This window comes from Mesorhizobium sp. WSM3860, from assembly GCF_002294995.1.
In the GTDB taxonomy this organism is placed as follows: Bacteria; Pseudomonadota; Alphaproteobacteria; order Rhizobiales; family Rhizobiaceae; genus Mesorhizobium.
The window spans coordinates 158,162-182,507 of sequence record NZ_NSGF01000012.1 but is presented as its reverse complement, the minus strand read 5'-3'; the positions used below and the strand labels follow the sequence as shown (position 1 = coordinate 182,507).

General features: G+C 63.4%; 16 protein-coding genes and 2 pseudogenes. 12 read left to right on the top strand and 6 right to left on the bottom strand.

Annotated elements, in window-relative coordinates:
• Positions 1 to 254: 254 nt before the first annotated feature.
• The 4 genes from CK220_RS19945 to CK220_RS19930 form a co-directional block, all read right to left on the bottom strand.
• Positions 255 to 1,424 (bottom strand): DegT/DnrJ/EryC1/StrS aminotransferase family protein, encoded by a 1,170-nt coding sequence (locus CK220_RS19945; protein WP_095813164.1) that lies wholly within the window; start codon positions 1,422 to 1,424, stop codon positions 255 to 257.
• 252 nt (positions 1,425 to 1,676) lie between these two features.
• Positions 1,677 to 2,600 (bottom strand): carbohydrate kinase, encoded by a 924-nt coding sequence (locus tag CK220_RS19940; RefSeq protein WP_095813163.1) that lies wholly within the window; start codon positions 2,598 to 2,600, stop codon positions 1,677 to 1,679.
• Positions 2,597 to 3,043 (bottom strand): RbsD/FucU domain-containing protein, encoded by a 447-nt coding sequence (locus CK220_RS19935; protein WP_095813162.1) that lies wholly within the window; start codon positions 3,041 to 3,043, stop codon positions 2,597 to 2,599. Before CK220_RS19935 ends, CK220_RS19940 begins: the two co-directional genes overlap by 4 nt.
• 2 nt (positions 3,044 to 3,045) lie before the next feature.
• Positions 3,046 to 4,272, bottom strand: coding sequence for an ROK family transcriptional regulator (locus CK220_RS19930; RefSeq protein WP_095813181.1), 1,227 nt, complete (start codon positions 4,270 to 4,272; stop codon positions 3,046 to 3,048).
• 229 nt (positions 4,273 to 4,501) lie between these two features.
• Here CK220_RS19930 and CK220_RS19925 point away from each other — a divergent pair, with 229 nt between their 5' ends.
• The 11 genes from CK220_RS19925 to CK220_RS19875 all read left to right on the top strand — a co-directional run bounded on the left by CK220_RS19925 (position 4,502) and on the right by CK220_RS19875 (position 21,167).
• Positions 4,502 to 5,518, top strand: a complete 1,017-nt coding sequence (locus CK220_RS19925; RefSeq protein WP_176479140.1) for a sugar ABC transporter substrate-binding protein — start codon at positions 4,502 to 4,504, stop codon at positions 5,516 to 5,518.
• A 160-nt stretch (positions 5,519 to 5,678) separates the two neighbouring features.
• The gene (locus CK220_RS19920) at positions 5,679 to 6,743 is read left to right on the top strand and encodes an ABC transporter permease (RefSeq protein ID WP_095813161.1); all 1,065 of its coding nucleotides are present in this window, start codon (positions 5,679 to 5,681) and stop codon (positions 6,741 to 6,743) included.
• A 2-nt stretch (positions 6,744 to 6,745) separates the two neighbouring features.
• Positions 6,746 to 7,528 carry an ATP-binding cassette domain-containing protein gene (locus CK220_RS19915; protein WP_095813160.1) on the top strand — a complete coding sequence of 261 codons (783 nt, stop codon included), beginning with the start codon at positions 6,746 to 6,748 and terminating at the stop codon, positions 7,526 to 7,528.
• A 149-nt stretch (positions 7,529 to 7,677) separates the two neighbouring features.
• Positions 7,678 to 10,140: a glycogen/starch/alpha-glucan phosphorylase gene (locus tag CK220_RS19910; RefSeq protein ID WP_095813159.1), complete on the top strand. Its 2,463-nt coding sequence runs from the start codon at positions 7,678 to 7,680 to the stop codon at positions 10,138 to 10,140.
• A gap of 115 nt (positions 10,141 to 10,255) precedes the next feature.
• Positions 10,256 to 12,490 (top strand): 1,4-alpha-glucan branching protein GlgB, encoded by a 2,235-nt coding sequence (gene glgB, locus CK220_RS19905; RefSeq protein ID WP_095813158.1) that lies wholly within the window; start codon positions 10,256 to 10,258, stop codon positions 12,488 to 12,490.
• Between the two features lie 14 nt (positions 12,491 to 12,504).
• Complete coding sequence (gene glgC, locus CK220_RS19900; RefSeq protein ID WP_095813157.1) at positions 12,505 to 13,770, top strand: glucose-1-phosphate adenylyltransferase; 1,266 nt, start codon at positions 12,505 to 12,507, stop codon at positions 13,768 to 13,770.
• Positions 13,771 to 13,836: 66 nt separating this feature from the next.
• Positions 13,837 to 15,282, top strand: coding sequence for a glycogen synthase GlgA (gene glgA, locus CK220_RS19895; protein ID WP_095813156.1), 1,446 nt, complete (start codon positions 13,837 to 13,839; stop codon positions 15,280 to 15,282).
• A gap of 3 nt (positions 15,283 to 15,285) precedes the next feature.
• Entirely contained in the window at positions 15,286 to 16,914 is a 1,629-nt protein-coding gene (locus CK220_RS19890; RefSeq protein WP_095813155.1) for an alpha-D-glucose phosphate-specific phosphoglucomutase, read from the top strand.
• A gap of 157 nt (positions 16,915 to 17,071) precedes the next feature.
• Positions 17,072 to 19,066: a glycogen debranching protein GlgX gene (glgX, locus tag CK220_RS19885; RefSeq protein ID WP_095813154.1), complete on the top strand. Its 1,995-nt coding sequence runs from the start codon at positions 17,072 to 17,074 to the stop codon at positions 19,064 to 19,066.
• Positions 19,066 to 20,694 carry an alpha-glucosidase family protein gene (locus CK220_RS19880; protein ID WP_095813153.1) on the top strand — a complete coding sequence of 543 codons (1,629 nt, stop codon included), beginning with the start codon at positions 19,066 to 19,068 and terminating at the stop codon, positions 20,692 to 20,694. The genes glgX and CK220_RS19880 overlap by 1 nt, the downstream gene beginning before the upstream one ends.
• A gap of 104 nt (positions 20,695 to 20,798) precedes the next feature.
• A complete protein-coding gene (locus tag CK220_RS19875) occupies positions 20,799 to 21,167 on the top strand; it encodes a hypothetical protein (RefSeq protein WP_095813152.1) in 369 nt (122 codons plus the stop codon).
• Here CK220_RS19875 and CK220_RS19870 read toward each other — a convergent pair whose 3' ends face one another.
• A complete protein-coding gene (locus tag CK220_RS19870) occupies positions 21,168 to 21,950 on the bottom strand; it encodes a hypothetical protein (protein ID WP_245429284.1) in 783 nt (260 codons plus the stop codon).
• 161 nt (positions 21,951 to 22,111) lie between these two features.
• Positions 22,112 to 22,345 (bottom strand): annotated as a pseudogene (locus CK220_RS19865) (TadE/TadG family type IV pilus assembly protein); the annotation flags it as partial.
• Between the two features lie 369 nt (positions 22,346 to 22,714).
• Here CK220_RS19865 and CK220_RS19860 point away from each other — a divergent pair.
• Positions 22,715 to 24,306, top strand: a pseudogene (locus CK220_RS19860) (peptide ABC transporter substrate-binding protein).
• Positions 24,307 to 24,346 lie beyond the last annotated feature (40 nt).

The window sequence follows — 24,346 nt, the reverse complement described above, 5'->3', positions numbered from 1 at the left end:
ATCCTCGATGGCCTCACCGCAACCGAATGCACCAACTACTTCGAAAACGCCGGATACTGTTCAACCTAAAATCATCCAGCTCTAGGGCGGAGCAAGGAGCGAAGCGACGCGCGCAGACCCTAGACTAGGATCCATTCCGTTACGCTAAGGCGTTGCAATGGTTACGGAATTCTGCCGTCGCACGCTATGGCAGAGGTCACGGCATGGGATCCTCGGGTCAAGCCGGTCAAGCCCGAGGATGACGAAGGAGTCAGTTACGCAGCCGCGACCTGCGCCGAGTTCGAGCCGATATAATTGCGGATCGTCTCGATGACCTTGTCCTGGTCGGCTTCGCCGAGATAGGCGTGCATCGGCAGGCAAAGGATCTGCTTCGGCAGCTTTTCCGAAACCGCGAGACCGGTCGGCGTACGCGCATAGTCGCGGTAGGCGATTTGTTCGTGCAGCGGCTTCACGTAATAGATGACCGACGGGATGCCTTTCTCGCTGAGATGGGCCTTCAGCCCATCGCGCTTCGGCGTCTCGATGGCATATTGCGCCCAGGCCGAGCGGCCGTGGCCGAGATTGCGTGATGCCTTCACGATGTCGCCAAGCCCATTGGCGTAACGGTCGGCGACCGCCTGGCGCGCCACCATCTCTTCCTCGAGGATGGCGAGCTTCTCGATCAGGATCGCCGCCTGCAGCGTGTCGAGGCGCGAATTGATGCCGACGCGGATGTTGTCGTACTGCGTCTCGCCCTTGCCGTGGAAGGCGAAGGAGCGCAGCTTGTCGGCGAGCGCTGCATCATTGGTGAACATCGCGCCGCCGTCGCCGTAGCAGCCGAGCGGCTTGGCCGGATAGAAGCTGGTCGAGCCGATATGGCCGAAGGCGCCGCACATCTTGGCGTCGGCGGAACCGCCGATCGCCGTGCCGTCGGCCGAGCCGCCCATCGACTGGGCGGCGTCCTCGATCACCAGCAGGCTCTCGCGCTTTGCGATCGCCATGATGGCCTCGTAGTCGGCAGCAAGTCCGAACAGGTCGACCGGGATGATCGCCTTGGGCTTCAGCCTTCCTTCCTTCTTGACCATGTCGATCGCCGCCTCGAGGCTGGCGATATCGATGTTGTAGGTGTCGGGATCGACGTCGACGAAGACAGGCTCGGCCTTGGCGAGCGCCACCACTTCGGCCGTTGCGGCGAAGGTGAAGCTTGGCACGAACACGGCATCGCCCGGACCGATGCCGGCCGCAAACAGCGGCAGAAGCAGCGCATCGGTGCCGTTGGCGCAGGCCACCACATGCTTGACGCCGACATAAGCCGCGAGCTTGTTCTCGAATTCTGTGACTTGCGGGCCGAGGATGTAACGGCCATCTTCGACCACCTTGTCGATCGCGGCTTTCAGCCGGTCGCGGATTCGTTCGCGCTGCGCGCCAAGATCAATGAACTGCATGTCGGCCTCAGATGCTGCCTGTAAACCGGCCCGCTGGTACCAGACTTGCCACGGCTGAAAAAGCCGGCCATGGCCCAGGCGAATTGCGCAAGTGTCGCAGCCTGTTACCGTTTTTTGCCGGTGAATTGCCAGAAGAAGCCGGAAATCCGGGCTTCCAAGACAATTCTAAGCGCCTCTTGTCGCGCTGTTCCGGCCGTTCGAAACATAAAGTGATCGCTCCGGCAGGGACCGCCGGCGAGACCGGGCAACCGATCAGGCGATTTCGTGCCGCCATGGCGGGTTGGCGCCGGCCCGAGATACCGTCACGGCGGCCGCCTTGGCGCCAAGCTCCAGCGCCCTGCGGATGGCTTCCTCTGAGAGACCGCCGATCGCTGCCTTGGTGAGGAGACCCTGCTCGTGCAGCGAGGCAAGAATGCCGGCATTGAAGGTGTCGCCGGCGCCGACCGTGTCGACCACCTTCACCTTCCGCGGCACCACGGTGACCTTGTGCTCCCTGCTGTAGCCGACGGCGCCTTCGCTGCCATGGGTGACGACGATCAGCCTGGGGCCGCGGTCCAGCCAGTTGCGCACGACCTCCTCATGCGAGCCCGCTTCGTCGAACCAGTTGAGGTCTTCGTCCGACAGTTTGACGATGTCGGCCATCGCCATCATCTCGCGGATGCGCCTCAGATGCTTGGCCTTGTCCGGAATGAAGTTCGGCCGGATGTTGGGGTCGAGCATCATCACCCGGCTGTTGTGCTCGCGCCGCATGAACTCCTCATAGGCCGATCCCGCCGGTTCGGAGATCAGGCTGATCGCGCCGAACAGCATCGCCTCGATCTCGGCGCCGAGCTTCGGCAGGTCCTCGATGGCGAGCATGCGCCCGGCGGTGTTCTCGTCGTAGAAGGTGTAGGTCGCCTGGCCGTCGGTGAGTCGCACGAAGGCGAGCGTGGTGGGCTTTGGCGAGGTGTGCGCATAGGTCGAGCTCACTTTGCTTGCTCCCAGCGCCTCGCGGAGCTGGCCGCCGAAAAGGTCGGACGAGAGGCCTGAGAAGAAGCCTGCCGGAGCGCCCAGCCGTCCGAGCGCGATCGCCGTGTTGAACACCGCCCCGCCGACATAAGGCGCGAAGGCCGCTTCGCCTTCAGCCGTCGTGCGCGGCAGCATGTCGATCAGGGCTTCGCCACAGCAGAGGATCATTGTGTCTCGGTCTCCGGCGGATGGATCACGCCCTTACGGATGATGATATTGGCATAGAGCCTGGGTTCGCTGGTCGCGACGATCGCATGCGCGGCCTTGACGCGTGCATAGAAGTCGGCCCCCGCCAGCGCAATCACCTTGTGGCCCGGCGCGCGCTTCGCGCAGACCGCTTCCATCTCGTGATGCACGGGATCGGCGAGCGCCGGATCGCCTTTGACCGAGGCGCGGAACAGCGCCTCCGGCACCGCCTCATCCACCGGCAGCACGCTCAAAACGGCGTCCAGCACTGGAATGACGGGATGGCCGTCGGCGCGGATCAGCCTGCGCGCCTGTCCCTCGGCCGGATAATTGCCGTCGACGATGGCGATCTCGTCGCCATGGCCCATGGCCCTGAGCGTCGCCAGAAGCTGCGGGCCGAGCAGCGACGGAATGCCGATCAGCATGGTCAGGCGCTCCTGGAAATCGTCGTCGGTCCGATCAGGAAGCGTTCGGAAAGCGGCAGGCTGGCGCCGCCAAGCGCCCGCGCATGGATACCGACCGTACCTTCGCGTACCACCGGCAGCTTCAGCCCCTCGGCGTCGATACCGGTGATCGCGTCCGTCACCGCATCGACAAGCCTTCCTCGCACATCGAGCGGCATCCAGCCGTCGATCACCGCAGCCTCGAAATCGATGACCGACGAGGCGGCGACGATCGCATAGGCCAGCGCCTGTGCAGCACTTGCGATCCAGTCGTCGAGCTCGGCGCCGATCTCGCCCCATTCCTGCGGCGAGGTCCACAGATAGGAGCCGTCGATGCCCTTGGCGCTCAGCGCCTTTTCCAGCATCGCGATCGAGGCGACGTCGATAAGCTGTGTCGGCTTGCCGTCCGGTCCGGGCACCGGCATCGAACCCAGCGCGCCGGCATTGCCGGTCGGCCCGCCGAACAGGCGGCCGTTAAGCACGATGCCGCCGCCGGCAAAGGCGCCGATGTAGAAATAGACGAAATCGCGCGCCGCTCCGGCCTGGCCGAAGACGAGCTCTGCCCCGCAAGCGGACGTGGCGTCGTTCTGTAGATAGACCGGAAAGTCGCACTGCGCCTGGATGTCGGCACGGATATCGCGATGGCGCCATTCGTCCATGATCTCGCGCGGCGCGCCGGCTGTGTCGGCCCAGCTCCAGAGCTCGAACGGCATGGCGATTCCGAGCCCTGCGATGCGCTTGTCCTGCGCCGGCGTCAGCTCGCCGCGCATTTGTTTGATCCCTGCGCTGACGAACTCCACCGTCTCGCGCGGCGCCGGATAGCGATAGGAATTCTGCAGCATCGATCGCACATTGCCGAGGAAGTCGATCAGCACCAGCTCGGCGCTGCGGCGGCCGATCTTGAGGCCGATGAAGAAGGCTCCTTCCGGATTGAGCGCCATCGGGATCGACGGCTGGCCGATCTTGCCGCGCAGCGGCGCCTGGCGCACGAGCAGCTTGTCCTCTTCCAGCTCGCGCATGATGACGGATACCGTCTGGGCCGAAAGCCCGGTCATGCGCGCGATGTCAGATTTGGCGAGGCTGCCATGCTGGCGCACCAGTGAGAGCACAAGCCTTTCATTGTGGTCGCGCATGCCGCTCTGGTTCGTGCCGCGATGCAGCCGGCTCTCCAGAGCCTCGGGCGAACCGTGCCTCGCCATGCCGGTCTCCACCCTCATCCTCCCGTCGGTTTCCCACACTGGCTTTTCGTTCAGAATGAGTGAACAGCGCAAGTCTGTCAATAATAAATAAGAGTGATTTAATTATTGACAGATGCCGCGGACTGGTGTCTTTTGGGGTAGCGTCCACGCTGGGAAAAATGGTTGGATGCGCTCGAGGCGCCGGGTTGGCCGGCGTCCGGAATGGTTCCATTGGGAGGAAATCGTGACCAAGAAATCGCTGCTGAAGTCCACCGTATTCGCGGTGGCCGGGCTGGGCCTGCTCGCATTCGCCTCGTCCGCATCGGCTGCGGGCGTCGGCGCCTGCCTGATCACCAAGACCGACACCAATCCCTTCTTCGTGAAGATGAAGGAAGGCGCGACCGCCAAGGCCAAGGAACTCGGCGTCGACCTGAAGACCTATGCCGGCAAGATCGACGGCGACAGCGAGAGCCAGGTCGCGGCGATCGAAAGCTGCATCGCCGACGGCGCCAAGGGCATCCTGATCACCGCCTCTGACACCAAGGGCATCGTGCCGACGGTGAAGAAGGCGCGCGACGCCGGCCTGCTGGTGATCGCGCTCGACACGCCGCTCGATCCGATCGACGCTGCCGATGCGACCTTCGCCACCGACAATCTGGAGGCCGGCAAGCTGATCGGAGCCTGGGCCGCTGCCACGCTCGGCGACAAGGCCAAGGACGCCAAAATCGGCTTCCTCGACCTCACTCCCTCACAGCCGACCGTCGACGTTCTGCGCGACCAGGGCTTCATGATGGGCTACGGCATCGACGTGAAGGACCCGAACAAGATCGGCGACGAGGACGATCCGCGCATCGTCGGCCATGACGTGACCAACGGCAACGAGGAAGGCGGCCGCAAGGCGATGGAGAATCTCCTGCAGAAGGACAACACCATCAACGTCATCCACACCATCAACGAACCGGCCGCCGTTGGTGCCTACCAGGCGCTCAAGGCCGTCGGTCTCGAAAAGCAGGTGCTGATCGTTTCGGTCGACGGCGGCTGCCCGGGCGTGAAGTCGGTTGCCGAGGGCGTGATCGGTGCCACCTCGCAGCAGTACCCGCTGCAGATGGCGGCGCTCGGCATCGAGGCGATCGCCAAATTTGCCAAGGACGGAACAAAGCCGAAGCCGACCGAGGGCAAGAACTTCTTCGACACCGGCGTCAATCTCGTCACCGACAAGCCGGCCAACGGCGTCAAGTCGATCGACACCAAGGAAGGCCTCGCCAAGTGCTGGGGCTGACGCTCTGACGGTTCACAAGCTTGCGGCTGGGGGCTTGATCCCCGGCCGCATCGGGTGGACGATGCGCCTTCGTCAAGCGCGGACAATCCTGGCGACAGACCGGAAGAGGCGCCGACGGCGCGCGCAGCAGTGAGAAGGCTGTGCGCATACGGGAGGATACATGTCTCAGATTCAGGAATTCGAGAAGGTACTTTCGGGCAGCGACACCAGCGTCGCGGCCTTCGACGAGCACGGCAAGTCGTTCGTCAAGCGCGCCCAGCATTTCCTGCACTCCACGCCGGCGGCGGTGCCGCTGATCGTTCTGGTGCTGTCGGTCATCATCTTCGGCATTGCCATCGGCGGGCGTTTCTTTTCGTCCTACACGCTGACGCTGATCCTGCAGCAGATCGCCATCGTCGGCATTCTGGGCGCTGCCCAGACGCTGGTCATCCTGACCGCCGGCATCGATCTTTCGATAGGCGTGGTGATGGTCATCTCGGCGGTGGTGATGGGCAACTGCGCCATCACCTACGGCATGCCGACAATCCTGGCCGTGTTGCTCGGGCTTGCCGCGGGCGCGGTTTGCGGCATGCTCAACGGCTTGCTGGTGGCCTATATGAAATTGCCGCCCTTCATCGTGACGTTGGGCACCTGGAACATCGTCATGGCCACCAATTTCATCTACTCGGCCAATGAGACGATCCGCGACGCCGATGTCGACGCTCAGGCGCCGCTGCTGCATCTCTTCGCACTGAGCTTCAGGGTCGGCTCCGCCGTGCTGACGGCCGGCGTCATCGCCATGGTCCTGTTGGTGCTGCTCCTGTGGTATGTGCTAAACCACACGGCGTGGGGCCGCCATGTCTATGCCGTCGGCGACGATCCGGAAGCGGCGAAACTCTCCGGTATCCAGACCAAATCTGTGCTGATGGCTGTTTATACGCTTGCCGGTCTGATTGCCGCCTTCGCTGCCTGGGTGTCGATCGGCCGCAACGGCTCGATCTCGCCCTCCGCCGCCGTCACCGACTACAATCTGCAAGCGATCACCGCGACCGTGATCGGGGGCATCTCGCTCTTTGGCGGCCGCGGCTCCATCCTCGGCACGCTGTTCGGGGCCATGATCGTCGGCGTCGTCTCGATGGGCCTCAACATGCTGGGCGCTGACCCGCAGTGGAAAGTGCTGCTCACCGGCGTCCTGATTATCGGCGCCGTGGCGATCGACCAGTGGATCAGAAAGGTTTCGGTGTAACCATGACCCAGCAGGCTGTTCTCACCGCGCGCGGTCTGACCAAGCGCTACGGCCGCGTGACGGCGCTCAACAACTGCGACTTCGATCTCTACCCGGGAGAAATCCTGGCCGTGATCGGCGATAACGGCGCCGGCAAGTCGACGCTCATCAAGGCGATCTCCGGCGCCGTGCATCCCGATGAAGGGGTGATTGAGCTGGACAGCAAGCAGGTCCAATTCAAATCGCCCATCGAGGCCCGCGAAGCCGGCATCGAGACCGTCTACCAGAATCTGGCCTTGTCGCCGGCACTGTCGATCGCCGACAACATGTTCCTCGGCCGCGAGATCCGCAAACCGGGTCCGCTCGGCAGCTGGTTCCGCATGCTGGATCGTCCGGCGATGGAGAAGCGCGCCCGCGACAAGCTGACCGAACTCGGCCTGATGACCATCCAGAACATCAGCCAAGCGGTGGAGACGCTCTCGGGCGGCCAGCGCCAGGGCGTCGCCGTGGCGCGCGCCGCCGCCTTCGGATCGAAGGTGGTGATCATGGACGAACCGACGGCGGCGCTCGGCGTCAAGGAAAGCCGCCGCGTGCTCGAGCTTATTCTCGACGTCAAGAAGCGCGGCCTGCCGATCGTGCTCATCTCGCACAACATGCCGCATGTCTTCGAGGTCGCCGATCGCATCCACATCCACCGGCTTGGACGGCGTCTATGCGTCGTCGATCCGAAGCAGATTTCGATGTCGGATGCCGTCGCGCTGATGACCGGCGCCAAGAAGCCGCCGGAGGACGCGCTGGCGGCCTGATCTCCTTCCCACCATGGTAATCAGCCGCAGGAGTATCAGATGGACATCCTGTCCTAAATCGATTTAATATTTTATGCTGCAGCGCGGCAAACTAGGGTAGGAGAAACGGTGAAAGCCGCTATGATCAGGCCAACCGAACGAGAGGCGATATGAAACCCGCCATGACGATCGAAGCCCCCGCTCTAGACCACCCGGATCCCAGGACGCTCGCCGAAGAAGTCCTGATGTCGCTCAAATACCGGGTCGGCAAGGACACGACCGTCGCAACGCCCTATGACTGGCTGACCGCCTCGATCAAGGTGGTGCGCGACCGCGTCGTCGATCACTGGATCCAGGCGACCAAGGAAGCCTACGACCAGCAGGAAAAGCGCGTCTACTATCTCTCGCTCGAATTTCTCATCGGGCGCCTGATGCGCGACGCCTTCTCCAATCTCGGCCTGATGGAGAACATGCGCGAGGCGCTGGCTTCGCTCGGCGTGGATCTCGACCTCATCGCCGGCCTCGAACCGGACGCAGCCCTCGGCAATGGCGGCCTCGGCCGGCTCGCCGCCTGCTTCATGGAAAGCATGGCGACGGTCGATATCCCCGCCCACGGCTACGGCATCCGCTATGCCAACGGAATGTTCCGGCAGGAGATCCATGACGGCTGGCAGGTCGAGCTGCCGGAGACCTGGCTCGACCACGGCAACCCATGGGAGTTCGAGCGGCGCGAACGTTCCTTCGAGGTCGGCTTCGGTGGCTCCGTGGAATCGATCACCTCAAAGGATGGCCGCCTGGAGCGCCATGTCTGGAGGCCCAATGAGCATGTCCTGGCGGTCGCCTACGACACGCCGGTCGCGGGCTGGCGCGCCAAGCGCGTCAACACGCTGCGGCTCTGGTCCGGCATGCCGATCGACCCGATCCTGCTCGACAAGTTCAATGCCGGCGACCACATCGGCGCGCTCGCCGAAAGCAACAAGGCCGACGCGCTGTCGCGCGTGCTCTATCCCGCCGACTCCCACATGGCCGGGCAGGAGCTCCGGCTGCGCCAGGAATATTTCTTCTCGACTGCTTCGCTGCAGGACATCGTCCAGCGGCATCTCAGCCAGTACGGTGATCTGAAGTCGCTGCCCGACAAGGCCGCGATCCACCTGAACGACACCCATCCGGCCGTCGCGGTGCCGGAGCTGATGCGGCTTCTGATGGACGTCCACGGCATGGATTTCGACCTTGCCTGGGACATCACCAAGCGCACCTTCGCCTACACCAACCACACGCTGCTGCCGGAGGCGTTGGAAAGCTGGCCGGTGCCGCTGTTCGAGCGTCTGTTGCCGCGCCACATGCAGATCGTCTACGCCATCAATGCACAGGTTCTCCTGGAGGCGCGGGCTACCGGAAAATTCTCGGGCGAGCAGATCGCCCGCATCTCGCTGATCCAGGAAAATGGCGACCGCCGCGTGCGCATGGGCAATCTCGCCTTCGTCGGCTCGCATTCGATCAACGGCGTCTCGGCGCTGCACACCGATCTGATGAAGGAGACGGTGTTTGCCGATCTCCACAAGCTCTACCCGGACCGTATTAACAACAAGACCAACGGCATCACCCCTAGGCGCTGGCTGATCCAGTGCAATCCGGGCCTGACCGCGCTTGCCCGCGAGGCGATCGGGAACCGCTTCATGGACGACATCGAGGCAATCAAGGATCTCGATCCTCTTGCCAATGACGCCGCCTTCCGCGAGAAGTTTGCCGCCGTGAAGCGCCAGAACAAGGTGCGGCTTGCGAACCTCGTCGCCGACCGGCTCGGCATCAGGCTCGATCCTTCGGCGCTGTTCGACATCCAGGTCAAGCGCATCCACGAATACAAGCGCCAGCTGCTCAACATTCTGGAGGCGATCGCGCTCTACGATCAGATCCGCTCGCATCCCGAGCGGGACTGGATGCCGCGGGTTAAATTCTTCGGCGGCAAGGCGGCGCCGAGCTACCACAACGCCAAGCTCATCATCAAACTGGCCAACGACGTCGCCAGGGTCATCAACGGCGACCCCTCGACGCGCGGCCTGCTCAAGGTTGTGTTCGTGCCGAACTACAATGTCAGCCTGGCCGAGGTGATGATGCCGGCGGCCGATCTTTCCGAGCAGATCTCGACCGCCGGCATGGAGGCTTCCGGCACCGGCAACATGAAGTTTGCCCTCAATGGCGCCTTGACCATCGGCACGCTCGACGGCGCCAATGTCGAGATCAAGGAGCGCGTCGGCGACGACAACATCTTCATCTTCGGCCTCGCCACCGCCGAGGTCGCCGAACGCCGCAACAACGGCTACAACCCGCGCGGCGTAATCGAGTCCTCGCCGGAATTGTCCCAGGCGGTGTCGGCCATCTCCTCCGGCGTCTTCTCGCCTGACGATCCCAACCGCTACCGCGACCTCATGAACGGCCTTTATCAGAGCGACTGGTTCATGGTGGCGGCCGATTTCGACTCCTACGCCTCCTGCCAGCGCGAGGTCGACGATGTCTGGCGCAACAGTCCCGACTGGTATGCGCGCGCCGTCCGCAATGTCGCCCGCGTCGGCTGGTTCTCCTCCGATCGCACCATCCGCCAATATGCGAAAGAAATCTGGAACGTGCCTGTCTGATGTGATTGCATGAGGCCGCCGACAACGTGGACGTGCATGTCGCCCAAAAGTGCGTAGCGGTTTTGGGCAACGATATGCACAACCCAAAATAGTTCCCAGGGAGGGACGCCGCCTGATGAGGAAGCCGCGCGCGACCGCTGCAACAAGCGGGCCGGACGGACTGGCGCCAGCCGGCGATGTCGCGGCGATCGTCGCCGGAACGCATGGCGATCCCTTTGCAATTTTGGGTGTGCATGCAGCCGGCAAGGGCTTCGTCGCCCGCTGTTTCGTGCCCAATGCCGAATTCGTCACCGCCTATACGCTCACCGGCAAGGAAGTCGGGGAACTCGTGCGCAGCAACGATGCCGGCTTCTTCGAGGGCAAGGTTTCGATCCGCAAGCGTCAGCCGCTGCGCTATCACGCGCGGAATGCCGGCGGCGACTGGTGGCTGACCGACCCTTATTCCTTCGGCCCGGTGCTGGGGCCGATGGACGACTACTACATGGCGGAGGGCTCGCACCTAAGGCTCTTCGACAAGCTCGGCGCCCATATCATCGAGCATGAGGGCGCCACCGGCGTGCATTTCGCGGTATGGGCGCCCAATGCCCGGCGCGTCTCGGTGGTTGGCGCCTTCAACGACTGGGACGGCCGCCGGCACACCATGCGCGATCGCAAGGACACCGGCATATGGGAGCTGTTCATTCCGGACCTCGGCGCCGGCCAGCCTTACAAGTTCGAGATCATCGCTCCCGACGGCGTGCGCTTGCCGCTCAAGGCCGATCCGTTCGCCTTCGAGTCCGAGCTGCGTCCGGCGACCGCTTCGGTGACGGCGCCGCCGATGGCGCATCAATGGGGCGACGAGGCGCATCGCAGCTTCTGGGAAAAGGCCGATCCGCGGCGCGAGGCGATCTCGATCTACGAGGTCCATGCCGGCTCGTGGCAGCGCCGCGATGACGGGACTTTTCTCACCTGGGACGAGCTCGCCGCGCAGCTGATTCCTTACGTGGTCGAAACCGGCTTCACCCATATCGAGTTCCTGCCGATCTCGGAGCACCCCTACGATCCGTCCTGGGGCTACCAGACGACCGGTCTTTATGCGCCGACCGCGCGCTTCGGCGATCCCGACGGCTTCGCCCGCTTCGTCGACGGCGCGCATCGTGCCGGCGTCGGCGTCATCCTCGACTGGGTGCCGGCGCATTTCCCCGTCGACGAGCATGGCCTGGTGAAGTTCGACGGCACCGCGCTCTATGAGCATGCCGACCCGCGCCAGGGTTTTCACCCCGACTGGAATACTGCCATCTACAATTTCGGCCGCCGCGAAGTGGTCTCGTTCCTCGTCAACAACGCGCTGTTCTGGGCCGAAAAATACCATGTCGACGGTTTGCGCGTCGACGCGGTCGCCTCGATGCTCTACCTCGATTATTCGCGCAGGTCGGGCGAGTGGATCCCCAACGAGAAAGGCGGGCGCGAGAATTTGCAGGCCGTCAGCTTCCTCCAGAAGATGAACAAGGAGCTTTACGGCCATCATCCCGGGGTGATGACGATCGCCGAAGAATCGACCTCATGGCCGAAAGTCTCGCAGCCGGTGCACGAAGGCGGGCTCGGCTTCGGCTTCAAGTGGAACATGGGCTTCATGCACGACACGCTGGAGTATTTCTCCAAGGAGCCGATCTACCGCAAGCACCATCACAACGACATCACCTTCGGCCTGGTCTACGCTTTCTCCGAGAATTTCGTGCTGCCGCTCTCCCATGACGAGGTCGTGCACGGCAAGGGCACGCTGCTCCACAAGATGGCAGGCGACGACTGGCAGAAATTTGCCACTCTGCGCGCCTACTACGCCTTCATGTGGGGCTATCCCGGCAAGAAGCTTCTGTTCATGGGCCAGGAGTTCGCCCAGCGCCGCGAGTGGAGCGAGGAGCGCGCGCTCGACTGGAATCTGCTGGAGCACGCCCCGCACCGCGGCGTCCGGCAGGCGGTGCGGGACTTGAACTACCTCTACCGTTCGCGCCCGGCACTGCATGCGCGCGACTGCGAGCCGGAAGGCTTCTCCTGGCTGATCGTCGACGATCGCGACAATTCGGTCTTTGCCTGGCTGCGCAGCGCGCCGGACGGCAACCCGATCGCCGTCATCTCCAATTTCACGCCGGTGCCGCGCGAGAACTATCGCGTGCCGCTGCCGAAGGCGGGCGAATGGCGCGAGATCATCAACACCGACGCCGCCGAGTATGGCGGCTCCGGCATGGGCAATGGCGGCATGATCGTGGCGAGCGGGGAAGGGGGCGGCACGTCGGCGGCGATGCTCTTGCCGCCGCTGTCGACGATCATGCTGGAATTCGTCGCGGATGAAGCGAAGGTCCGGACAGCTTAGGAGGGAGGCAAACGATGGCAGAGATCAAGAGAACCCAGCCGCTGGCGCGCGATGCCATGGCCTATGTGCTGGCCGGCGGCCGCGGCAGCCGCCTCAAGGAGCTGACCGACCGGCGCGCCAAGCCCGCCGTCTATTTCGGCGGCAAGACGCGCATCATCGATTTTGCGCTGTCCAACGCGCTCAACTCCGGCATTCGCCGCCTCGGCGTCGCCACCCAATACAAGGCGCACTCGCTGATCCGCCACCTGCAGCGCGGCTGGAACTTCCTGCGGCCCGAACGAAACGAGAGCTTCGACATCCTGCCCGCCTCGCAGCGCGTCTCGGAAACGCAGTGGTACGAGGGCACGGCGGATGCGGTCTACCAGAACATCGACATCATCGAGGCCTATGGCCCGGAATACATGGTCATCCTAGCCGGCGACCACATCTACAAGATGGATTACGAGCTGATGCTGCGTCAGCACGTCGATGCCGGCGCCGACGTCACCGTCGGCTGCCTCGAAGTGCCGCGCATGGAGGCGACCGGCTTCGGCGTCATGCATGTCGACAAGAAGGACACCATCATTTCCTTCATCGAGAAACCCGCCGACCCGCCCGGCATACCGGACAAGCCGGATCACGCGCTGGCCTCGATGGGCATCTATGTCTTCAAGACCAAGTTCCTGATGGAGCAGTTGCGCCGCGACGCGGCCGAGCCAGGATCCAGCCGCGACTTCGGTAAGGACATCATCCCCTACATCGTCCAGCACGGTAAGGCGATCGCCCACCGCTTCGCCAAATCCTGCGTGCGCTCCTCGCACGAGTCGGAGCCTTACTGGCGCGACGTCGGGACGGTGGACGCCTATTGGGAAGCCAATATCGACCTGACCGACGTCACGCCTGAACTCGATCTCTACGACCGCGATTGGCCGATCTGGACCTATGCCGAATTGAAGCCGCCGGCCAAATTCGTGCATGACGAGGACGGCCGTCGCGGCGAGGCGATCTCCTCGCTGGTGTCCGGCGACTGCATCGTCTCCGGCGCATCGCTGCGCCGCAGCCTGATCTTCACCGGCGCGCGCATCAATTCCTATTCGAAGCTCGAGGAAGTGGTGATGCTGCCCGACGTTCAGGTTGGCCGCAACGCGCGCCTCAAGCGCGTCGTCATCGACCATGGCGTGCAAATCCCGGAGGGACTGGTGGTCGGCGAGGATGCGGCACTCGACGCCAAGCGCTTCCGCGTTTCGGAAAAGGGCATCTGCCTGATCACGCAGGATATGATCAACAAGCTGTCAACCTGATAGGGTTGATCGGCAAGTTGTCAGTCTGATCAACAAGCCGTCACTTTAGCCGTGGATCTTAGGCGCATGCAGGTTCTGTCCGTCACGCCCGAAATCTTCCCGCTGATCAAGACCGGCGGGCTTGCCGACGTGACCGGGGCCCTGCCGATCGCGCTCGCCGGCAAGGGCGTGGCGATGCGCACGCTCATCCCCGGCTATCCGGTGGTGATGGACGCTTTCAAGAAAAAGAAGGCCGTCTACCAGTACCCGCTGCTGCAGGGCGGCAAGGCTTCGGTTCATGCCGTCAAGATCGGCGAGCTCGACCTCTTCGTGCTCGACGCGCCGCATCTTTTCGACCGCCAGGGCGGGCCTTACGGTACCGCCTCGGGCTCGGACTGGCCCGACAACTGGCGGCGCTTCGCGGCGCTGAGCCAGGTCGGCGGCGACATCGCCGGCGGCGCGATCTCCGGCTACCAGCCAGACATCGTGCATGCCCATGACTGGCAGTCGGCTATGACGCTCGCCTACATGCGCTACGGCAATGCGATCGGCGTGCCGTCGCTGATCACCGTGCATAACCTTGCTTTTCAGGGACAGTTCGGCTCAGGCATTTTCGGCGAGCTCGGCCTGCCGGGCGTCGCGATGCAGCTCGACGGTGTCGAATATTATGGCGGCGTCGGCTTCCTCAAGGCCGGCCTGCAGGCCGCCTGGGCGATCACCACGGTGAGCCCGACCTATGCGCAGGAAATCCGCTCGCCGGAATTCGGCATGGGCCTCGACGGCCTGATCAACATGCGCGCCGTCGACCTCTACGGCATCGTCAATGGCATCGATGTCGACATCTGGAACCCGGCGACCGACAAGCACCTGGTCGCCAACTATTCGGCCCAGACGCTGGAAGCGCGCGCTCTCAACCGCAAGGCGGTCGAGGATCGCTTCAGCCTCGAGCCGGACGACAGCCCGATCGTGTGCGTGGTCAGCCGTCTGACCTGGCAGAAGGGCATGGACATACTGGCTGCCGTGGTCGACGGCGTCGTTCAGCGTGGGGCACGACTGGCGGTTCTGGGCTCGGGCGATGCCGGCCTCGAAGGCTCGCTGCTTGCCGCGGCCGCGCGGCATCGCGGCCGCGTCGGCGTCGTCATCGGCTATGATGAGGCGCTCTCCCACATCATGCAGGGCGGCTGCGACGCCATCGTCATCCCGTCGCGCTTCGAGCCCTGCGGGCTGACACAGCTCTATGGCCTGCGCTATGGCTGCGTGCCAATCGTCGCCCGAACCGGGGGGCTTGCCGATACGATCATCGACGCCAACGAGGCGGCACTTTCGGCCGGCGTCGCCACCGGTTTCCAGTTCGCGCCTAACAATGGCGGCGCCCTCCTGCACGCCATCCGTCGCCTCGTCGAGGCGCATGCCAGACCCGCCGCTTGGGCCTCGATCCAGCGCCAAGGCATGAAGGCCGACGTTTCCTGGGACAAGAGCGCCGAGAAATATGTCGAACTCTATCGCTTGCTGCTTTCAAAAAGGGCTGCCTGAGGCATGATCAAAACCGTCCCCACCAAACCCTATACCGACCAGAAGCCCGGCACCTCCGGCCTGCGCAAGAAGGTGCCCGTCTTCCAGCAGGAGCATTATGCCGAGAACTTCATCCAGTCGATCTTCGACGCGCTGGAAGGGTTTCAGGGCAAGACGCTGGTGATCGGCGGCGACGGCCGCTTCTACAACCGCGAGGTCATCCAGACGGCCATCGCCATGGCCGCTGCCAACGGCTTCGGCAAGGTGATGGTCGGGCAGGGCGGCATCCTGTCGACGCCGGCCGCGTCCAACATCATCCGCAAATACAAGACGTTTGGCGGCATCATCCTGTCGGCCAGCCACAATCCGGGCGGCCCGCACGAGGATTTCGGCATCAAATACAATGCCGGCAATGGCGGCCCTGCGCCGGAGAAGATCACCGACGCGATCTTCGAAAAGACCAAGACGATCTCGAGCTTCAAGATCGCCGACATCGGCACCGTCGACATCGATACCATCGGCACCTTCAAAGCCGGCGGCATAACGGTCGAGGTCTTCGACCCGGTCAAGGACTATGCCGAGCTGATGGAGAGCCTGTTCGACTTCGACGCCATCCGCGCCAATTTCAAATACGGCTTCCGCATGCGCTTCGACGCCATGCATGCGGTGACCGGCCCCTATGCCAAGGAGATCCTCGAGCGCCGGCTTGGCGCGCCGAACGGGACCTGTCGCAACTTCAAGCCGCTGCCGGATTTTGGCGGCCATCACCCCGATCCGAACCTGGTCCATGCCAAACATCTCTATGACGAGATGATGGGGCCGGACGCGCCGGATTTCGGCGCCGCTTCCGACGGCGACGGCGACCGCAACCTGATCATCGGCAAGGGCATCTTCGTCACTCCGTCGGATTCGCTGGCGATGCTTGCCGCCAATGCGCATCTGGCGCCCGGCTACAAGGAAGGCCTGAAGGGCATCGCTCGCTCGATGCCGACCAGCGGTGCTGCCGACCGCGTCGCCGAAAAGCTCGGCATCGGCATCTACGAGACGCCCACCGGCTGGAAGTTCTTCGGCAATCTGCTCGACGCCGGCATGGCGACGATCTGCGGCGAGGAAAGCGCCGGCACCGGCTCCAACCATGTGCGCGAGAAGGACGGGCTGTGGGCCGTGCTTTTGTGGCTCAACATCCTCGCGGTGCGCGGCGAGAGCTGCAAGGACATCGTCACCAAGCACTGGGAAGCCTACGGCCGCAACTATTATTCGCGCCACGACTATGAGGAGGTCGAGACAGACCGCGCCAACGCACTGGTCGACGAATTGCGCGCCAAGCTCGGCTCGCTGCCCGGCACCAGCGTGCGCGGCCTGAAGATCGCCAGCGCCGACGACTTCGCCTATCACGACCCGGTCGACGGCTCGGTCAGCAAGAACCAGGGCATCAGGATCCTGTTCGAAGGCGGCTCGCGCGTCGTCTTCCGGCTCTCCGGCACGGGCACGTCCGGCGCCACGCTGCGCGTCTATATCGAGCGTTTCGAGCCCGACAAGGCGAGGCATGATCTCGACACGCAGCAAGCGCTCGCCGACCTCATCGCCGCCGCCGACGACATCGCCGGCATCAAGAACCACACCGGCCGCAACAAGCCGAGCGTGATTACTTGAGGGGGGTGCCGACCTTACCCTCCCCCTTGTGGGGAGGGTCGATCCGCGCAGCGGATCGGGGTGGGGGTACTCGTAAAGCGCGTTTCCTGCGCCGACCCCCACCCCGCTCACTTCGTTCGCGACCCTCCCCACAAGGGGGAGGGTGGGGGCCGCGCCCATGACACAGCTCGGCGCCACCATCACCCCCGACGGCATCCGCTTCACCGTCTGGTCCTCATCGGCGCGGCGCCTATGGGTGTCGCTCTTCGACGACACCGGGGCGCGTGAGATCGAACGGTTGGAACTCAACCCGGAAGGCGAGGGCGTGCATGCGCTGCTTGTCCCCGGCCTTGGCGACGGCATGCGTTACGGTTTCCGCGCCGACGGCGACTATGCGCCGGAGCGTGGCCTCTGGTTCGACCCGAACAAGCTGCTTACCGACCCCTACGCCTTGGAGATCGATCGCCCATATCAATACCACTGGCGGCTCGCCGCCAAACGCCACGAGGGCGCCGACACCGCACCGCTGATGCCCAAGGCGATCGTGGCCGCGCTGCCTGAGGCCGTGGCGCCCCAGCCGGCCCTGTTCCAGCCCGGCGGCCTGATCTACGAGCTGAACGTCGGCTCCTTCACCAAACTGCATCCGGATGTGCCGGAAGCGCAGCGCGGCACCATCGCCGCGCTCGCTCATCCGGCTATCCTCGAACATCTGAAACGCCTCGGTGTCTGCGCCGTTGAACTGATGCCGGTCACCGCGTCGATCGACGAGCGCCATCTGCCCCCGCTGGGACTCTCCAACGCCTGGGGTTACAACCCCGTCACCTTCATGGCGCTCGACCCGCGCCTGGCCCCTGGCGGCCTCAAGGAATTGCGCGACACCGTCGCGGCGCTGCGTGAGGTGGGCATCGGCACGATCCTCGATCTCGTCTTCAACCACACCGGCGAAAGCGACCGGCTCGGCCCGACACTGTCGCTGCGCGGCCTCGACGCGCGGACCTATTACCGGCACATGCCGGACGGCCGACTGGCCAATGACACCGGCACCGGCAACACCATCGCCTGCGATCACCCGGTCGTGCAGCGGGTGGTGCTCGACACGCTCCGCCATTTCGTCCGCAACGCCGGTGTCGACGGCTTCCGCTTCGATCTGGCGCCGGTGCTCGGCCGCGTTGACGGCACGTTCGATCCGGAGGCGCCGCTTCTCGAAGCCATCGCCGGCGACCCCGTGCTCGCCGACCGCGTCCTGATCGCCGAGCCATGGGACATTGGCTCGACCGGCTATCAGCTCGGCAATTTCCGGCCGCCTTATCTCGAATGGAACGACCGCTATCGCGATGACGTCCGGCGCTTCTGGCGCGGTGACGCGGGCGCGATCGGCGCTTTAGCCACGCGGCTTGCCGGTTCCTCCGATGTGTTCGGCGGGGCGGGCCAGCCGGTGAGCCGCAGCGTCAATTTCATCGCCGCGCATGACGGCATGACGCTGGCCGACATCGTCGCCTATGAGAAGAAGCACAATGCGGCCAATGGCGAGCACAATCGCGACGGCCACAATGACAATCTGTCGTGGAACAACGGTGTCGAGGGCGAGACGAACGACGCCGAAATCGCCAACGCCCGATTCGATGACCAGCGCGCGCTGCTGGCGACGCTCTTTGCCTCGCGCGGCACCATCATGCTCACCGCCGGCGACGAGTTCGGCCGCACACAGAAGGGCAATAACAACGCCTATGCGCAGGACAACGCCATCACCTGGCTCGACTGGGCCGGCCGCGACCAGGCACTGGAGCGGTACACAGCAGCGCTCTCGCAATTGCGCAGTGCCTTTGCGCCGTTATCCGACACGAATTTCCTGACCGGCAAAGCTGCAGCGGAAATCCCGGACGTCGAGTGGCTGACCGAAACCGGCGCCCCGCTCGGCGAGAGCGACTGGAACGATCCCAGCCGACATCGCCTCGTCATGATGTTGGGGAACCGCGAGGGCGGTCGCCTTGCCGTCATGGTCAATGGCGACCGCCGCCAATGCGTCTTCACCTTGCCGCTGCGAGACGGTTACGAGTGGCGTCCGGCGATCGAGACGCAGGCGATCGACCTGGCGCGGCCGCTGCCCGGACGCACCGTCAATTTCATGATCGAGCGCAGGGCCGGGAAGGCCCGCGCCGGGAAGGGTTCGTAATGGCTGGTGAGAATGCCGAATGGTGGCGCGGCTGCGTGATCTACCAGATCTATCCGCGCTCCTTCCAGGATACGACCGGCGACGGCAGCGGCGATCTCAAGGGGATAACGTCGCGGCTCGCCCATGTCGCTTCGATCGGCGTCGACGCCGTCTGGCTCTCGCCCTTCTTCAAGTCGCCGATGGCCGACATGGGCTACGACGTGTCGGACTATCGCGATGTCGATCCAATGTTCGGCACACTGGAGGATTTCGATGCGCTGGTCGCCGAGGCGCACCGGCTCGGCCTGAAGCTCATCATCGACCAGGTGATCTCGCATTCGTCGGACAAGCACGAATGGTTTAGCGAGAGCCGCGCCAGCCGCGACAATGCCAAGGCGGACTGGTATGTCTGGGCCGACGCCAAGCCGGATGGCAGTGCGCCCAACAACTGGCAATCGCTGTTCGGCGGGCCGGCCTGGGAGTGGGACACCACCCGCCGGCAATACTACATGCACAATTTTCTCGCCGCGCAGCCGGATCTGAATTTCCACAATCCGGAGATGCAGGATGCGGTCCTTGACACCGTGCGCTTCTGGCTGGAGCGCGGCGTTGACGGGTTCCGGCTGGACACCGTGAACTACTATGTCCACGACCGCTGGCTGCGCGACAACCCGCCGCTGGCTTCAAGCGTCGCCGGCACCAACGTCGCTACCACCACTTACGCCTTCCAGGAACATCTCTTCGACAAGACGCGGCCCGAGAATCTCGATTTCCTGAAGCGCTTCCGTGCGCTGCTCGACAAGTATCCGGACCGCGCCGCGGTCGGCGAGGTGGGCGACGAGGAGCGTTCGCTGCAGACGCTCGCCGCCTACACCTCCGGCGGCGACAAATTGCAGATGTGCTACACCTTCGACCTGCTCGGCCCGCAATTCTCGGCCGCTCATGTGCGCGGCTGCGTCGAGGCTTTCGAAAACGCGGTTGCCGACGGCTGGGTCTGCTGGGCCTTCTCCAACCACGACGTCATGCGCCATGTCAGCCGCTGGACGCGGCCCGGCGAAAATCCGGACGGGGTGGCGAAGTTCGCAATCGCGCTGTTGTCCTGCTTGCGCGGCTCGATCTGCCTCTACCAGGGCGAGGAACTTGGATTGGAGGAAGCCGAGCTTGCCTATGAGGACCTGCGCGATCCGCTGGGCATCCGTTTTTGGCCGGGCGTGAAGGGCAGGGACGGCTGCCGCACCCCGATGGTATGGGAGGCCGGGGGCGAAAATGGCGGCTTCTCTGCGGCCAAGCCCTGGCTGCCGGTGCCACCGGCGCATCGCGCCCGCGCGGTCGATGTGCAGGAGGGCGAGGACGGTTCTGTCCTTGCCGCCTATCGCTCGATGCTGGCCTTGCGCAAGCGCCATCCGGCGCTGGTCAGGGGCTCGATCCGCTTTCTCGAGGCGGAGGGCGACGTGCTTGCCTTTGTCCGCGAGGGCGGCGGCGAGCAACTGCTTTGCGTCTTCAACTTCGCTGGGGAACCGGCGGACTGGACCCTGCCGCCAGATCTCGGGCATGTCGAGGCGATAGACCTTGGGAGTATCAGCGCGTTCATCGGCGAGTATGGATTGTCACTGCCACCTCTAAGTAGTTTTCTGGGGAGAACTAACTAGGCGGCAAGCCGTAAGCCTATGCAACAAAAGCCTCTGAAGAGATTGGGTTTTGCAAAGGCGCTGGTGAAGTTGCACGCTAATCAAGCGTTGGACGGGGTTTGGCTATGCGTATCGAATTCACCAATGAAGTCGCGTTTGGGGAGCCTCCCCCGTCTGTAATTGTATCGTGCACGTTGCGCGAGGTCAGAGAGCTGTCTTCCAGATTGTTGCATCAGGATAAGTTGGACCTATCATCTGAATTTGAAGCGAAGTTTTCAGCGGGAATATCCGGTTTTCAGATTGCGATTTCTGAAGGTGATGAGCACTTAGTCAAGGTGGAAGACGGAAAGGCATCGATATCCTTATCCAGAGAGAACGCCCGGACTATTTCAGAGATGCTAAACGGCGTCGATTCGGCAGGGCAGACCATATATGTCGATCTGGATGGTCTGGACCTCTTTGAAGAGGCAAATTTAATTATCTATACGATCTGACTACTGCACCAGCACCGAGCGTCCGCAGGTCGCGCCGGTGACGCGGACATCGGCTTCGCCGACATGGACGCCAAGCGCTGCAAGCACGTTGTAGACGAGGTTGTCGACCGGCGCGGTGACGCCATTGAGCAGCGTCGTCACCGCCGGCTTCACCGTGCCGAGCAGCGTGGTCGCGTCGAGGCCGAGGCCGAGCGCGTTGACCGTCAGCGACAGGTTGTTCACCAGCGAGGTGGTGAGCGACTGCGTCAGGTTCTTGGTCGACACTGTCTTGATCGCCTTGTTGGTGATGTCGGTGGCGCCGAAGGTCAGGTTCGTCGGCGCCATGTTGGCGACCGAGAAAGCCGACGATCCCTTGATCTGCAGCAGATTGAGGTTGACCAGCAGCATCTTGAGGCTGACGTCGGCGATGTCGGCGTCGCTGAAGGATTGCGGCTTGCTGAAATCTGCAAAGCCGCTGGCGTTGCTGTCGGCGAGATGGGCCGCGACGACGCCCGGCTGCGCGGCGATGGAGACCTTGATGCTGGAGGGGCCGGTCGGGCAGCTGATGTCGGTCAGCTTGGCTTCGGCATGGGCGACTTCGATATTGAGCGGCAGGTTGACGGCAAGCAGCTTGACACCGCCGCCCAAATTCATTCCGGCTGTGCCATTTCCGGTGCCGTTGCCAAATCCATTGCCGTTGTTCCCGTTTCCAATCCCGACGCTGGCATTGAGCTTGATGCGCGTCTGCGCAGTGCGCACCACCGTGCCCAATTCTCCCACCGCCAGCCATGGCGAGGATTGCATGGGTTCGCCGATGGCGACCTGCAGCGTCGTCGATGTCAGTCCCGGTATCGTCGCCCCGAGATCGACCGTAACCTAGTTCGTGCCGTTGGCGAGCGCCGCGGCTGCGCTCAGCATGCTCATGGCACTGGCGTTAACCGAAAGCCCGGCGGGCTTCTGTCCGAGGCCGTGCTGTCCTTGGCGTCGACCGTCAGCTTGTTCGGGTCGACAAAGGCATAGCCCGCGACGTCATGGCTGATGAAATCGGTGACCAGCGCCTGGCGCTCCGTCTGGTTGAGGCCGGCGATCGCCGTTCGCGCCGCGTCTGCGGCGATCTGCTGGACCGAATGGCTGGCGCCGAAATAGATTCCGTATGCAACCATTGCGAGCAATAGCAGCATAAAGATCGGCGCCAGCATGGCGAATTCGACCGCGGACGTGCCCGCGGCATCAGCCCGGAAACGGAACCAAGGAGCAGGGAAATTTCGGTTCTTCAGCATGGCCCGGAGAATGCCAAAACCTGCTTGCAAAAACAGAAAACGGCTGGAACAACCGAAAGATGCACAAAGTTGAACGGGTGCCTGAGCTTTAGATTTCGCTGTTTTAGCGAGACGCTGCTCACTCAACGTCAAGCAGCGGGCAGTTGAAATAAGATATTCCTCTGTCTAGTCTCCCGCCACCAGCCGCCGGAAGGGAACCGGCGGCGCGCTAAAAGGGACCCGTTGATGGTTCCGGGGCGTCAACACTCAAGGCGTGGTTGAGGGGCCGCGCCCAAAGGGAGAGACTTCATGCTGAAAAACCTGCTGAAGGCGACCGTGTTCGCCACCACGATGGCTTTGGCGACCGGTGCCTTCTACACGCCTGCCTTTGCCGAGACCGTCTACAATCGCGGATCCGCTGCCGAGGCGGAGACGGTCGATCCGCACAAGACGTCGACGGTCTACGAGGCCGATATTATACGCGACCTGTTCCAGGGCCTCGTCATGCATGACCAGAAGACGAACCTCATTCCGGGCGCCGCCGAAAGCTGGACGGTGTCCGACGACGGCACTGTCTACACGTTCAAGCTGCGCAAGGACGGCCTCTGGTCGGATGGCAGCCCGGTGACGGCGGACGACTTCGTCTACTCGTTCCATCGGCTGGAAGATCCCGCCACCGCTGCAGAATACGCCTCGATGCTCTATCCGGTGAAGGGCGCCGAGGACTTCAACACCAAGAAAGGCAAGGCCGAGGATATGGGCGTGAAGGCGGTCGACGCCAACACGCTGCAAGTCACGCTGAAGGCTCCGACGCCCTACTTCCTTGAGATGCTGACCCACCAGGCGACCTATCCGGTCAACAAGGCTTCCATCGACAAGCTCGGCGCCGACTGGATCAAACCGGGCAAGCTGGTCTCCAACGGCGCCTATACGCTGGCGGAGTGGGTTCCCAACGACCATATGAAACTGATCAAGAACCCGAAGTTCTGGGATGCCGCCAGCGTCAAGCTCGACGTGGTCAACTACATCCCGACCGAGGATCGCTCGTCCGCGATGAAGCGTTTCGAGGCCGGCGAACTCGACAGCTATGGTGACCTGCCGACCGAACAGCTCGCCGATCTCAAAACCAAATTCGGTGACCAGATCCGTGTGGGGCCATATCTCGGCACCTATTATTATGCGGTCAAGACCGACAAGGCGCCTTGGGACAATGTCGAGCTGCGCAACGCCATCTCCATGGCGATCGATCGCGACTTCCTCGCCGAGAAGGTCTGGCAGAACTCGATGCTGCCCGGCTATTCGATGGTGCCTCCGGGCATCGAGGGCTACACGCCGGCACTGGCAAAATACGCCGACATGTCTCAGATCGACCGCGAGGATGCGGCCAAGAAAGTCCTGGAAAAGCTAGGCTATACACCCGAGCATCCGTTGAAGATGGAGATCCGTTACAACACCTCGGAGAACCACAAGAACACGGCGGTCGCGATCCAGGAACAGCTGAAGCCGCTCGGCATCGAGGTGACGCTGCTCAACACCGACACCAAGACCCACTATGGCTTCCTCGAGCAGAAGGGCAACTACGACGTCGCCCGTGCCGCCTGGATCGCCGACTACAAGGATCCGGAGACCTTCCTCGGCATCTCGCGCAAGGCGAGCGGCAACAACTACTCAACTACAACAGCCCTGCCTATGAAGCCGCGATGGACAAGGCAGCCGCCGCCGGCGGCAAGCCTGAGGAGCGCATGAAGGACCTCGCCGCAGCCGAGCGCATCCTCGTCGACGATGTCGGCCAGATCCCGCTGCTCTACTACAGCTACCACGACATCGTGTCCTCGAAGCTGCATGGCTTCGAGGACAATGTGATGGACATTCATCCGTCTCGCTTCATCTCCAAGGACTGACAAGGAACCTTGGCCGTGCCGCCGCTCTCTCTACAGCGCC